Origin of the sequence: Parabacteroides merdae ATCC 43184, from assembly GCF_025151215.1 — a bacterium.
In the GTDB taxonomy this organism is placed as follows: domain Bacteria; phylum Bacteroidota; class Bacteroidia; order Bacteroidales; family Tannerellaceae; genus Parabacteroides; species Parabacteroides merdae.
Map to the genome: position 1 here is coordinate 149,244 of NZ_CP102286.1, position 13,774 is coordinate 163,017.

Annotated in this window: 7 protein-coding genes; 2 read left to right on the top strand and 5 right to left on the bottom strand. The window is 49.1% G+C overall.

The window, feature by feature from the left end; all coding sequences use genetic code 11:
• The gene (locus NQ542_RS00580; RefSeq protein ID WP_005651122.1) at positions 1-231 is read left to right on the top strand and encodes a hypothetical protein; all 231 of its coding nucleotides are present in this window, start codon (positions 1-3) and stop codon (positions 229-231) included.
• 163 nt (positions 232-394) lie between these two features.
• Positions 395-2,413: a beta-L-arabinofuranosidase domain-containing protein gene (locus NQ542_RS00585; protein WP_005641424.1), complete on the top strand. Its 2,019-nt coding sequence runs from the start codon at positions 395-397 to the stop codon at positions 2,411-2,413.
• Between the two features lie 30 nt (positions 2,414-2,443).
• Here the strand turns inward: NQ542_RS00585 and NQ542_RS00590 are convergent, their stop codons facing one another.
• The 5 genes from NQ542_RS00590 to NQ542_RS00610 all read right to left on the bottom strand — a co-directional run bounded on the left by NQ542_RS00590 (position 2,444) and on the right by NQ542_RS00610 (position 13,758).
• On the bottom strand, positions 2,444-6,397 hold the full coding sequence (locus NQ542_RS00590) for a hybrid sensor histidine kinase/response regulator transcription factor (RefSeq protein WP_005641422.1): 3,954 nt from the start codon (positions 6,395-6,397) through the stop codon (positions 2,444-2,446).
• A gap of 195 nt (positions 6,398-6,592) precedes the next feature.
• Positions 6,593-8,632, bottom strand: coding sequence for a beta-L-arabinofuranosidase domain-containing protein (locus tag NQ542_RS00595; protein WP_005641420.1), 2,040 nt, complete (start codon positions 8,630-8,632; stop codon positions 6,593-6,595).
• A gap of 20 nt (positions 8,633-8,652) precedes the next feature.
• Complete coding sequence (locus tag NQ542_RS00600) at positions 8,653-10,506, bottom strand: glycoside hydrolase family 127 protein (RefSeq protein ID WP_005641418.1); 1,854 nt, start codon at positions 10,504-10,506, stop codon at positions 8,653-8,655.
• Between the two features lie 17 nt (positions 10,507-10,523).
• On the bottom strand, positions 10,524-12,080 hold the full coding sequence (locus NQ542_RS00605; protein ID WP_005641416.1) for an MGH1-like glycoside hydrolase domain-containing protein: 1,557 nt from the start codon (positions 12,078-12,080) through the stop codon (positions 10,524-10,526).
• Positions 12,081-12,144: 64 nt separating this feature from the next.
• Positions 12,145-13,758: a RagB/SusD family nutrient uptake outer membrane protein gene (locus NQ542_RS00610; RefSeq protein ID WP_005641414.1), complete on the bottom strand. Its 1,614-nt coding sequence runs from the start codon at positions 13,756-13,758 to the stop codon at positions 12,145-12,147.
• Positions 13,759-13,774: the final 16 nt, after the last annotated feature.

The following is a 13,774-nucleotide window of genomic DNA, read 5'->3' on the forward strand; positions in this document are numbered from 1 at the left end:
ATGAAAGAGATCGTATTATCTGTAAAGAGACAAAAAACGGAAATCAAGATATTCTGTGTCTGTATCGCGCTCGCTTATCTGATGAACATTATCTCAATCATAGCATACGGTACAAGCTGGTCCGAGCTTTGGACACAATCGTTGTGGATGCTACTCATTACGTGTGGCTTTTACGGATTGTCGGTTGTACTCCGTTTGCTGTATTATGGACTGAGCCAGTTGAGAAAGTGATTGTTGCTTTTCTTTAGAAAGATAAGTAACCAAAGAATTTAATATCGTTCTATTGTTTTTTCATCAGGAGAAAGTGATAGAACGATTTTTATATGTTTTTGATTGATTTCTTATCATGTTTTTCTGTCATAATCCTTTTCTTTGCCCAATAAATCTGATAAGCATGAAAAAGACGATTTTATTTTTCTCAATTCTGTTGGCGTCGTGTGCAGGTAAGCAGACGCAAGAGATCCGGACAATGGAACGTTTGTCCACTGCATCTCATAATGATTACTATGTAAGTAACCGGGCTCCGTTGCAACCGTTGCAATTTATTAAGCTGCCCGCCGGAAGTATCGAGCCAGAAGGCTGGATCAGGCGGCAGATCGAATTACAGAAGGATGGACTTTGTGGTCATTTGGGGGAGATTAGTGCCTGGCTGCAAAAGGAAAACAATGCCTGGTTGAAAAACGGAGGTGAATGGGGGTGGGAAGAAGTGCCCTACTGGTTGCGAGGGTATGGTAACATGGCGTATGCCTTGAGAGACGAGACTTTGTTGAAGGAAACGAAATTCTGGATAGAGGCCATCTTGTCAAGTCAGCGAGCGGATGGTAATTTCGGGCCGGTGCATTTGAATAACGGCAAGCAGGATTTTTGGCCGAACATGATCGTCCTTTGGATCATGCAATCTTATCATGAATATACGAACGATAACCGGGTGATTGACTTCATGACCCGCTATTGTCATTATCTGCAAACGGTTCCTGATGACGCTTTCCTGTCGAGTTATTGGGAAAATAGCCGCGGGGGGGATAATCTTTGGAGTGTGGTTTGGCTGTATAACCGCATGGGTGACGAGTCACTTCTTCGGTTGGCCGAAAAGATTCACAGGAATACGGCGGATTGGACAAAATCAACTCAGCTTCCTAACTGGCACAATGTGAATGTTGCCCAGTGTTTTCGCGAACCTGCCACTTATTTTCTGTTTACAAAAGATTCGGCGATGTTGGCTGCCAGCTATAATGTCCAGAGTTTGGTACGCCGTGCTTTCGGCCAAGTTCCTGGTGGAATGTTTGGGGCGGATGAGAATGCCCGTATCGGTTTCTTCGATCCTCGACAGGGTACGGAGACTTGTGGTTTTGTGGAGCAGATGGCTTCCGACGAGATCATGCTTTTGATCAGTGGCGATCCTTATTGGGCTGATCACCTCGAAGATGTTGCGTTCAACAGTTATCCAGCTTCTTTGATGCCTGATTACCGGGCGCTTCGTTATCTGACTTGTCCGAATATGGCGATCAGCGATTCTCGCAATCATCATCCGGGATTGGATAATTCCGGTCCGTTCTTGGCCATGAACCCGTTCAGCAGTCGTTGCTGTCAGCACAATCATGGTTTCGGTTGGCCTTATTATGTCGAACATTTGGTGTTGGCAACGCCGGATAACGGGGTAGCCGCCGTTTTATACAATTCTTGTAAGGCAAATGTAAAGGTGGGCGATGGAACGGAAATCACCTTACGCGAACAGACGAATTATCCGTTTGAGGAAATGACACGTTTTACGGTTGGAACGTCCGAAAACGTATCTTTCCCCTTCTATCTCCGCATCCCGTCCTGGTGTAAAAATGCTTCTGTCTTGATCAACGGAAAAAAACAGCAAACAAAGCTTGCTCCCGGAACATACGCTTGTATAGAACGGGAATGGAAAGATGGCGATGAGGTAGTCCTGAACCTTCCGATGGAATATGCCGTTCGTCAGTGGCAGGTAAATAAGAATAGTGTCAGTGTCGATTACGGTCCGCTAACCCTGTCCTTGAAAATAGAGGAAGAATACAAGCAAATGCCCAGCACCGAGACTGCTGTTTGGGATTCCAAATGGCAGGAAGGAGCGGATGCCTCCGCATGGCCGACATTCGAGATTCTGCCTGCAAGCCCGTGGAATTATGCCTTGAGAGTCCAGTCACCTATCACGTTGCAACGCAGAAACTGGCCGTCGGACAACAATCCTTTCACTCTCTCTTCCGTCCCGATGGAATTTAAGGCTCAGGGACGTTTGGTGCCGGAGTGGAAAATTGACGAATACGGATTATGCGGAGTCCTTCCATACGAAAACGCCCGCAAGTCCGACTGCCTGGATGAAATCACCTTGGTCCCTATGGGAGCGGCAAGGTTGAGGATTTCTGCTTTCCCAGTGGCAGAGCGGTGAGAATTAAAAAATAATGATCGGTCTCTATTTTTAATTCTCAATTTTTAAGTGCTTCATATATTCTGATGGAGTCTTTCCGTACTGCTTCTGGAAGCAGGTGGAGAAGTAGGCAGGTGACGAAAAGCCGACTTGGAAAGCGATCTCGCTGATGCGGTTCTCTCCGTTCTGCATCAGCAGGATCGCCTTCTTTAAGCGGGCAATGCGGATGAAGTCGTTAGGAGAAAGACCGGACAGACCCTTAACTTTGCGGTAGAGGCTGGAAGTGCTCATTCCCATCGTATCGGCAAGCATCTCAACGGAGAGTGCTTCATTGCTGAGGTGTTCTTCCAAATAATCGTTCAGTTTGCGAAGGAAAATATCATCCACCTGCGAAACGGCGAGAGAGGCTACCGGGGCGAACGGCTTCTCCAAATAGGTTTTGTTCAGTAGCTTACGGCTTTTCAAAAGGTTGCCCACTTGGGCCGTCAGCAGTTCGATAGAGAACGGTTTCTCCATATAGGCATCGGCTCCAGAGTTCAGTCCCTTCAGGCGTGATTGCAGGTTGTGTTGTGCTGTCAGCAGGATAAACGGGATATGGCTGACATTGACATCGTTTTTCATTTCGTTGCAAAGTTCGAAGCCGTCCATGATCGGCATCATGACATCGCTGATGATTAGGTTGACCGTGTTTTTACGGACCAGATCAAGAGCTACTTTCCCGTTTTCCGCTTCTAGCACTTGATATGTTTCCGCCAGTTCGCGGGCGATGAAATGGCGCATATCATTTTGGTCTTCGACAATTAAGATAACCGATTTGCCCGTTTCGGCCAATGTGACTATTTCCGCTTTCTCTTTTCCAGCAGTGGTCTGGAAACTGTCTTCCTGCTGTTCTGGGAGCATCAGGACAAACTGGTTCAAGCCGTCCGGCGTTTGTCGATAGAACAGTCTGCCGCAGTGGAATTCGGTCAAAGAGTGGGCCAGCGACAAACCGATACCGCTTCCTTGCTGGTTTTCTGTCTCTTTGAGGCGGTAGAACGGATTGAATATATTTTCGATTTCACTGTCGGGTATCAGATGCCCGTCGTTGGTGACGAGCAGGGTGAACATGCGCTCTTCACCTGAAGGAGGGAGTAATTCGAGCGATATCCGGCTGTCCGAGTACTTCAGTGCATTGCTGACCAGGTTGCTGACGATCTTCGAGAATGCTTCTCGGTCCAGACAGGCCTCGAAAGGTAGATCCGGCAGCTTGACTGTGAAATTCTTGTTTCCCTGTTCGAAAGCCGGACGGAACGGATGCAGGATCGTTTCCAGCCAGAGGACGACATCGGTCTTGACATAGTTCAGTTTGAACCCGCGGCTTTCCGTCTTGCGGAAGTCCAATAGTTGGTTACTTAGGTCTAACAGTCGCCCAGTGTTTTTCTCGATGATTCGTAGGTTCTCCTGTGTGGCGGGCGTTCCATCCCCTGAACGAAGGATTTTTTCCAGCGGGGCTTTTATCAGGGTAAGAGGTGTCCGTATTTCATGCGTGATAAAGGTAAAGAACTGTATTTTTGCATTATAAAGTTCTTTTTCCTTCTTACTTTCGAATATTTCACGGTTGATGCGGTGTTTTTCTTCCAGTTTGGCTTTTTTATAGTTATACCAGAGTACGATCAGCAGGCATAAGATCGTGAAATAAATGAGTAATGCCCATCCGGTAGCCCAGAATGGCGGTGTCACCGTGATCCGAAGAGTCGTCTCGTTATCTTGCCAAACCCCGCTGCTATTGGTCGATTTTACCCGGAAAACATAGTCGCCGGGTGACAGGTTGGCAAAGGTCACGTCTTTATTCTGCTTCATATAGATCCAGTCTTTGTCACTCCCTTCCAAACGGTAGGCATACTGGATCGCGTCTGGAGATGTATAGCTCAATGCCACATACGAAAGGGTAAAAGTGGAGCGGTTATGCGGAAGTTTCAATTCTCCGTTTTTCATAATCTGGTTGACATTATATTTAGGGGCACCGATGCGGTCGTCCTGCACATCTATGCGAGTGATACATACCGACGGTGAATAAACATCCTCTTTGAAATCGCGCGGATTAAAGGCGATCATTCCGTTTATCGTTCCCATATACATGGTCCCATCCGGCATCTTGTAGGCAGAACAATAGTTGAATTGCGTTTCGGGCAAGCCATCCGTGTACGAGAAAGTCTTCATCACATATGTTTCCGGGTTAAAACGAACCAGCCCGTTGGCCGTTGCAATCCAGAAAAGATGTTCGTCGTCTTCTAAAATACGGTGTACGATATTGCTGGGCAGTCCGTTTTCAACCGTGATGCGGTTGAATGAATCCGATATCTCGTTGTAGAGGGAGAAACCATAGGTCGTTGCCACCCAAATCCGTTTTTTCGAATCTTCGAATATGGATGTCACGTTGTTGTCGCCGATGGTCTGTGACCGCTCGCGGTTGGATGTATAGTGCGCTAACTTCTTGTCAGTTTTAGAATAGCGATAAGCGCCGGAGGTGGTCGCAACCCAGATATCCCCTTTGCTGTCTTTGTAGATTTGACGTACCATCGACTTAATCTCTGTTTTCCAAGGGGTGAAACATTCTTCTTTTTTATGGAAGAGGACAAGCCCTTCGGAGGTCCCGATCAGGATTTCGTCTTCGGAGAGTTTGCAAAAGCAGAGTATGAAGTCTGCCGGAAGCAGGTTGTCGGTATTGTTCCGGGTATATCGTTTGATGATTTTCCCGGAAGGGATGTCCAGAAGGTCGATTCCGGTGTTGAATGTCCCTACCCACAACCGGCTGCCGTCGGCAAGCAGGCCGTGGATATTGGTTGCCGAAAGCGGGTGGACTGGGTTGGTACGGGAGAAGTTCGTGATCTTGCCGGTAGTCGGGTTATAGCGGTTGATCCCGTTATCTTCCGTTCCTAACCAGAGGTTGCCGTATCGGTCCGGACAGATTTCACGTACGGCATTTCCCGGCATTCCCGGATGGGTTTTCCCTCCGATAAAATATTTAAACGGGACATATTCTTTGGGCAGGTAGTTGATTCCTCCGAAAAAGGTGGTAACCCATATCCCTCCTTCACGGTCTTTTGTGATCGAATAGGCTGCATTGTCGGAGATCGTATATTCGTTTGTCAACGATTTTTGCAGGTGCGTGATGCTCCGGTCTGCCATATTCAGGATGTAGACACCGGACTCGGATGCGATCCAGTACGTATTCTCACTACACTGCTTGATGTCGCGAACCTGTATATCTGGGATGACTGTTTCCGTTTTCCGGTTGTGCCGGTCGTAAAACTTGAGTCCTGCCCGGTCTGTCCCGACCAGTATTCCCCAATCCGGCACGAGGCAAAGCTTGGTGAGGTTGATCGGATTTTCTTTTTCCTTTTCAGTCAGTATCGGGATACGGGCGAATTTGTCTGCCTCCGGTTTGTAGAAAAACAGGTCGCTGCGTCCGGCGAGGATCGGCTCGCTCTCTTCGTTCATCGTGATGTCTATCATGCTTATCTGCTCCCCTTCGGGGTAGAAATGCGGACTGCTTTCGCCTGAAAGGGCATAGCGGGCGATCCGGTTGTAGCTCATCAGCCACAAATTCCCTTTTTTATCTTCTCTGATTTGTTGGAAATATTCTGGGGCGTTGTTGCTGTCGGAAAAGGTCAGGGGATGGAAAGCATCTGTTTGATAGTCGTAATAGCAGGTGTGGGAATAGGTGCAGACCCATATCCTACCGGTCGAATCTTCGAAAAGGCTGATGATCCTGTCGTTCGGCAGACTTTCCGGCTCGTACGAGTTGTAGCGGTATATCCGGAACTGATGTCCGTCGAAACGGTTCAATCCGTCGTCCGTCCCGAACCACATGAATCCTTTTTTATCCTGTAGGGCACAATAAACCGTGTTGTGCGACAATCCCTGTTTGTTGGTATAGTGGCGGAAATAAAGGTCGTGCGACCAGCCGGACCGGGGGAGGAGGAGCGAAAGCGTGCCCAGTAGAATGATAAGGAATGTTCTCATGCCCTGCGAGTGTTTTTTTTGTAAAGTACAAATGTAAAGGAATTTTGCAAAACACTCAATATCGAGGTACAAATTCGGTTTATGGGTGGTAGTAACTTGGCGTCGTAAATAGTTCAATGCGGCAAACGTAGGGGACTTTCGGTACGATCCGTCCCGCCCTGTCCGGACGGACGTGGGGCGGGATGGAGAGCCGGATCATCTTACCGGAAATTCCGTAATCCGGAGGGTCGTGCATCCGTAAGGGATCAGTTCGATCGTCTCCTCGTCGCCAAAGTCTTTGCCTTGCTGCGTGTAGTAGGGTACCGGACCTGCCGAGCCTCTGACTTGCGTCCAGCCGTTCAGTCGCATTGCCTTCGTTTTGATGCGTATGGGGGCGTTCTCGACATTCCATGGATAGGGGGTGGTAATGTCTGATTTTTCTACCGTGAAAGCATCCTTGATCCGGTCGGGCGAGAAGGAACGGGCCGGCAGGGCGTAGTTCCAGGGACTGTCAGACGTCACCTCGTAATACCATTTGCCGTACACGTCGGACTTATCGCTTTCAAACGCTTTCTTTTCCCATTTCTCGTTCATCTTCAGGGCATAGACCAGCGGTCCCCGTTCGACAACAGCGCTGTTTTCATACCAGCGGCTGACGGTCACCTCCATCGGCAGTTCGAGGGATAGGATATCGCCCTCTTTCCATTCCCGGTTGATACGTGTGACGGTTCCGGGATAGGCATCGACCGTCAGCGGTTTGCCGTTGAGCTTGACCACCGGTTGCTTGCACCAGCCCGGTATGCGCAGGTGGAAGGGGAAGAAGACCTTTTTCACTTTCTTGTCCGTAAACGAAACATGGTAGCGTACTGTCTCCTCGAAAGGATAGGCCGTTTCCTCTTTCAGGTTCACCTCGATTCCTCCTGCCACTCGTGCCGTTACTTGCGAGGGGGCGAAGAGCAGGGAGGCGAGTCCGTTGTCGGCAGTCGCGTACCAGAGGTTCTGGACGAATTTGGGCCAGCCTTGGTGAAGATTGGACGTGCAACAGGGATAGCCGGTCAGCTCGCCGAAAAGCAGGTCGGTGTCGTCGTGCGGGGTGGAGAACTCCCTCCACTCGCGGGTGACGGCGATCTGGTTGGTCTGCTGGTAATACTGGCGGGCGGAGTAGTCGTCGGTCACTTGAGTGGGCAAGGCGTTGTATGCCACGCGCTCCAGGTAGTCGGCCCATTGCATGTCCCCTGTGACCTCCAGTATCGTTTCCAGTGAGTACATCATCTCTACGGCGGTACAGAGCTCTGAGCCTGTCGTCGGTTTGCCGAAGCGCAGCAGTTCGTCTCCTCCCCAAAGGCCGGTAGGCAATCCGATGGTGTGACGGATGTCGTTGACCGCTTGGCGGGTGGCTTGGATTTGCTTGGAGTCTTTGCCTTGCTGGTAATAAACGATCGGTTCCTTGAAACCTTGTGCGAGGTTCACACAGTGCAGGCTGTGTTGGCGTCTGAGATGATTTTGATTTAAAAAGATATCTGTCCAGTTGAACGTCTGTTTATGGATTAACTCGCCTAAATCCAACAGGAATTTGTCGCCGGTGATGTTGTACAGCCAATAGACGACCATCAGGTTATCCCCTCCGCGCTGTTCGCCCCAGAAGGTCCATTTGCCTAACGGGTTTTTGGGCAGTTCGTCCAGTTGGTATCGGAAATATCGGGTCATGAAGTCGATCACGCGCCGGTCCTGCGTAGCCGTGTAGTATTGTTGCATGACTTTCAGCATGACCATTTTGGGCCACCAGTCTTGCGCGTTGTTGCGTTGCAGACCGGGTTCGTAGTCGCGGTCGGTATCGGGGCCGAAGTAGCCGTTGGGCTTTTGTGATGCCAAGGTCCATTCGATCCAAGGTTGTACCTTTTCGATCAGGGCTTGGTCGTTCAGGAGATAAGCCAACGGCAGAAGTCCGTCGATCCAGTACGGACCCCGTTCCCACACGTCACCGTCACCGCCGAGCCATCCGTTTCGGGGACCCATTACTTTCGTGTAGACCTTATCCAAGTGGCCGGTCATTCCGTCGCGCATACGGGTCAGTTGGTCGTGCATCCACCCTTCGGCGCGGATGGTTCCGAGAGGCAGTTGGATGTAGTCTTTTTGCAAGAGCGGGTGTCGGTTGTTCCGGTAACTTTCGGCTGCGGGTTCTTCGCCGGCGGCCGAGACAGTCGCCACCGTGAGGGTGGCGACTGCTGTCAGGAAAATTTTTTTCAATTTGTTCATGGTGATAGGATGATGTTATGTTATTCTTGATAATCGATCCATACTTTCATCTTGCCTGCTTTGCGGTTGTCCCAGGCATAGTAAGGAATGAAATGTAGTGTTTGTCCATTCGATATGGCTTTGATTGAGCGGATGCCACCCAGGTTGTCCGGTTCGTCTTTGACCTCGAATGAGGAGGTGGGCGTCAGTGCGAGGTCGGCAAAGTCTTTCGCGTTGTCCGTCTCTTCGAGGCAGTAGACCAGCGGTCCGCGTTGCAGGGCGCGCTTGCCCGTGTTTTGCCGCACGCGCGGGTCGGCTGATACTTTTTCGACCGGCATGTCCATGTTGAGCACGATCAAGTCGCCGGTTTTCCATTCCTTGATGACGGTATATCCCTTGTCGGTCGTACTGTCGACTTTGTTCCCGTTGACCGACAGGGTGTATGACTTGCACCATCCGGGGATACGGATGCGCAACTCCTTGCCGAGCGGTTGTTCGGAGGTGACGGTCAGCTTGACCAGCCCGTCCCAAGGGTAGTCCGTTTCTTGTTTCATGACGACCTTTTTCCCGTCGATCGTGACTTCGGTGGTGTTTCCGATGAAGAGGTTTACCCACAAGGCCTTGTCCGATGTCCCATAGATATAGTTCCCGATGGAAGGCAGGAAGCGCGAGATCTGGCTCGGACAGCAGGCGCACCCGTACCAGGCCTGGCGGTGATGGTCTCCGTTCGATTCCAGCGGATTGACGTAGAAGAAGCGGTCTCCAGCCAGTGAGACGCCAGCTAGCGCACCGTTGTACATGGAACGTTCCAGTACGTCTATGTATTTCGAATCGCCTGTGAACTGGTTCATGCGTTGGTTCCAGTAGACCATCCCGACGGAAGCGCATGTCTCGCAGTAGGCATCGAGGTTCGGCAGGTCATAGTCTTCGGTAAAGCCTTCGTTGTGCCGTGAAGAGCCGATCCCGCCGGTCACGTACATGTTACGTAGTACTACGTCGTCCCAGAGGCGGTTCAAAGCCTCGACATAAGCGGTGTCTTTTTTCAAGGCTGCCACATCGGCCATCCCGCAGTACAGGTACATGCAACGGACGGCATGCCCCGAAATGTCGGTCAGTTCTCTTACCGGGATAACATCCTGGTAGTAGGCTGGGTCCCATTTCCCTTCGCCACCCATGCTCCCGTGTCCGTGTCCGCGTTCTTCGAGCAGCCAGTTGGCGAAGTCGAGATATTTTTCCTGACCGGTTGTCCGGTATATTTTCACCAAAGCCAATTCGATCTCCTCATGTCCCGGCACCCAATGGCGCTTGCCGGGACCGAACAGTTCCATCATGTGGTCTGCCATACGGATGCTCACATCGAGCAGTTTCCGTTTTCCGGTTGCCTGGTAATAGGCGACGGCGGCTTCCATCATGTGGCCGGCACAATACATCTCGTGCTTGTCCATGTTGTTCCAACGTTTGTCTTGTCCGGTCAGTGTGTAGAATGTATTGATATATCCGTCCGGTTGTTGGGCTGCCGCGATCTTGTCGATCCATTCGTCCGCTTTCTTTTCCAGTTCGGGGTCCGGGTTGTTGATCAGGCTGTAGGCGATACCTTCCAACGCTTTATATACGTCCGAATCGTCGAAGAAGATACCGGAATGCTTCCCTGTCCCTCTGGCTGCATTTTCAAAATTTTGCATTCTTCCGGTTTGGTTCTCTATTTGGTCGATACAGACAGGGAGTGTAGCCGATGTGTGCTTGGCGAGACGTGGCGACCAGAAGTTGTCCCGGATGTGCACGTGCGAGAAGTCTATCTGGTCGATTATTTTCAAAGGCGGGGTTTCTATTTGGTCTTGTCCGCCGCATCCCCATAGTGCCATACAGGCAAAGAGTAGTACAAAATACTGTTTCATGGTTTTAAAATTTAATGTTATAATTTGCAACTTATTTTTGTCAAAGTAGGAGAGGTGGCTGTCTTTGTCCCGTTGATGAAAATCGACAGTCCGGCTCCTCGTTTATATTTATCACCTGTCTTATCATAAAGCACGCATATTGTTTTGCCACGATAAGTCAGATTGTCCAGGCAAAAGTAATCCCAATATCCTTCCGGTATCAACGGGTTGACATCGAGTTCCTCTTCTTCACTTGGCCGGATTCCGATTAACCCGTTGATGACGAGGTCGCAGAATAAAGAATGATTATAATCTTTTCCGCGTTCTTCGGGTTTTTGGTGACGTGTTGACAACATTGTCCTGGATATCCAATCGCCAGTAAAAGGATTCAGGTTTTCGTCAATCCATGGTGTTAGTATGCCATTCGCGTCTTTCTTATACAGGCTTCGTGCATAAATCGAGAATAAAGTTATGAAATCTCGTGAATCTACAAAAGATTGCGTTTGATTATTTAACAAATTAGCCAATCCGACCAATGTCATCGAGGTCGCGTATGGCCAAGAAGGACCGTTCCACTGGCATTCATGTCCTTCGTAAGCAACTTTGAATTGAGGATGGCATTGTTCGGCAGTTGTTGGCCCGTAAGGAGCGAAAAAATGTCGTGTGTTCATCAGGAATTTCCAGGCGACGGCATAGTCCGCGGAAGCCAGGTCGAATGCCCAAGGCGTATATCCGTGTAGTTCGCGTACGTCTTTTAAAGAAGCGTTTTTTTCAACAGACAGTACTTTTAGAAATTCCGCTTTGGGGTCCCATAAATATTTGAACATGTTTTCTTTGATCCGGCAGGCTTCGGTTTCGAGTGCTTGTGCTTGGTTGTCGTTTTTCCAATGTGCAATTTTGGATAAGGTGGCGGCTTCGGCTGCCATATATGAGTTGATGGTTACCCGAAAACCGTGTCCGCCGATCGAAATTTCCATGCCGTCTTCTCCGTCTTTTTGCCAGAACAATCCTTTTTCAGCTATGAATTTTTTTTTCTTCCACTCTGAATAGTTTTGTAAAAGTTCCGGATATAACTCTTTCAGCAATTGATAATTCCCCGTGATCTGACAATATTGGTAGATTGCATGGGCAACGGGAAAACTGTAGGAATGCGTGTCACCTCCTCCCTTCAGCCAATAGTACGCATAGTCTTTGAGGAAACCGGAATACTTCAGCCACCTGCCTTCCCGAAAGTGGAACCAGGCAGGGCAACAGATGCCGTTGTGCTTTCCGGCCCACGGGACATCCGGAAGGAATTCGGTTACGATGAACCCGTCCGGTGTCTTTTTCAAATGTTTCCGGAAAGTCCACCAGCGGAAATAATAGATTTCCTCTATGTTTTTGTCCGGACATTCGAATAGCGGTATATTGCCGGATAAGAATTCTTTTGCCTGTCCGTTTGAAATATGTTGCACATACAATTCCTTGTCTTGCATGTTGAACCGGTCGATATACGAGCCTATCATGGCGGGATCAAGGACCTGCCCTGTGGTTGTATATGGAAAAGCCGTGACTGTGAGAAGAAAGTATAGGAGAAGGATTACAAGTTTGTTCATAAGGACATTTTTTATTTGCAGGGAAGCTTGCTTCCCTGCGAGGTTTGTAAGTTGATTACGTTTGTTATTTATAATGGGGGTTTTGTTCCAAGTTGGGATTGGAGGTCAAAACTTTTTCGGGTATCGGGAAGACGGATCGGTAATCACCTTGTGGTTTATGCGAGAGCCAGCTTTTTTTCGTGTAAACACCGAATCGGATGGCGTCTCGTCTGCGGTGCATTTCCCATGCGAATTCCCAACCCAGTTCGTCATACATTCTACCGAATCGGATGAGGTCCGTGTTCCCTTTGTCTGTAACGGTGTAGTGTTCCACATAGCCATATTGATATGAACTGTTTTCTTGTAACTGTGCATCGGTTACTATCGCTAATTCGGGATTGTCTTTGAATGCCCGTTTGCGGACTTCCGTGACCAAGAGGCCGGCTCCTGGTTTTCCCGAACGCAATAAGCATTCCGCTTTCATCAGGAGTACTTCTGCGTATCGGAACAGAGGCACATCCGTTTCGGATGAGGATTGCTCGCCTTTTACGATTTCGAATTTGTTCATGCGAAAACCTTCCATCTCACTGGTGTAATTCCCGTCCGGAAGATCTTTCGTATAGACAAGCGGTTCTCCCATTTTGTCGTATGTCCCGTATAGAGGACTTCCGTCTGCAGCTCGTTGTTCGCCCATCAGCCAGCTATCGGCCAGACGGGAATCTTCGGGATCATACGTGTCGATGAATTGAGTGACCCCCATAGCTGAACCGCATCCCCAAGGAGTCGCTTCGGTTTCGTATTTCTTTTTCAGTTCCCCGTGCCAGGAAAACATGTGGATCGAATTACCCCCGGCGATATTTGCATCGAACGGGATGGTGAAAATGACCTCTTTGGATGTTTCCACGCCTGTAGAACGGAAGGGGGCTTTGTAGTTGTCGGACAATGCGAACCTGTTGCTGTTTATGATGTCGTCACACTGTTGGATACAGTCGTCCCAGTGTTCTTCGCCTGTATATACCTTGGCATTCAGGTATATGTTTGCCAACAGCGTCTTTGCCGCCCATTTGTTCATCCGTCCGTAAAAATTTCCGCCTTGTTCTTCACTTAAAGAAGGGATGATTTCTTTCAGTTCTTTTACTATGAAGTCGAAGATCTCTTTACGGTTACTTTTGGAGGGTAGTTCCATCGTGGTTGTCGTGACTAACGGAGCGTCTCCGAAATTGTCGCAGATTTGCCAATAATAATAGGCTCTCATGGCCCGTAATTCCGCTAATCCCATTGTTTTGTCCGCTTCGGAAGATGCCGGTAAAATACCGTTTTCTATTTGTTCTATCACTTTGTTGCATAATAAGGCGCCTTGATAGAAGTTGGACCATATTTCTGAGACGTGTCCTTGTTCGGAGTTCCATGTTTGGTAGTGCATACGTCGATAGACTCCGCCATCATCCCAGCCGGAAGCGTTAGGGGGCATGACGATGGCGTCGGCACTGACCTCTTGTGTCGTGAAATATCCTCCATGACTGGGGAAACTTCTGAGTTGGCTATATACGCTGGCAATAGATGGTGAGAAATCGTCGACTGTGTAATTGTAGGTTTGTTCGGTTATTTTGGAATATACTTTTTCATCCAAGTCATTGCTACAGGAAACGATTGTTCCGGAACAACATAACGCTAAAAAAAATTTTGTATAAGTATTCATGATAATTACGTTACGA

Bases quoted from the DNA above. Each gene is read 5' to 3' on its own strand.
- NQ542_RS00580 (WP_005651122.1), top strand. From the start codon at position 1: ATGAAAGAGATCGTATTATCTGTAAAGAGACAAAAAACGGAAATCAAG.
- NQ542_RS00585 (WP_005641424.1), top strand. From the start codon at position 395: ATGAAAAAGACGATTTTATTTTTCTCAATTCTGTTGGCGTCGTGTGCA.
- NQ542_RS00590 (WP_005641422.1), bottom strand. From the start codon at position 6,397: ATGAGAACATTCCTTATCATTCTACTGGGCACGCTTTCGCTCCTCCTC.
- NQ542_RS00595 (WP_005641420.1), bottom strand. From the start codon at position 8,632: ATGAACAAATTGAAAAAAATTTTCCTGACAGCAGTCGCCACCCTCACG.
- NQ542_RS00600 (WP_005641418.1), bottom strand. From the start codon at position 10,506: ATGAAACAGTATTTTGTACTACTCTTTGCCTGTATGGCACTATGGGGA.
- NQ542_RS00605 (WP_005641416.1), bottom strand. From the start codon at position 12,080: ATGAACAAACTTGTAATCCTTCTCCTATACTTTCTTCTCACAGTCACG.
- NQ542_RS00610 (WP_005641414.1), bottom strand. From the start codon at position 13,758: ATGAATACTTATACAAAATTTTTTTTAGCGTTATGTTGTTCCGGAACA.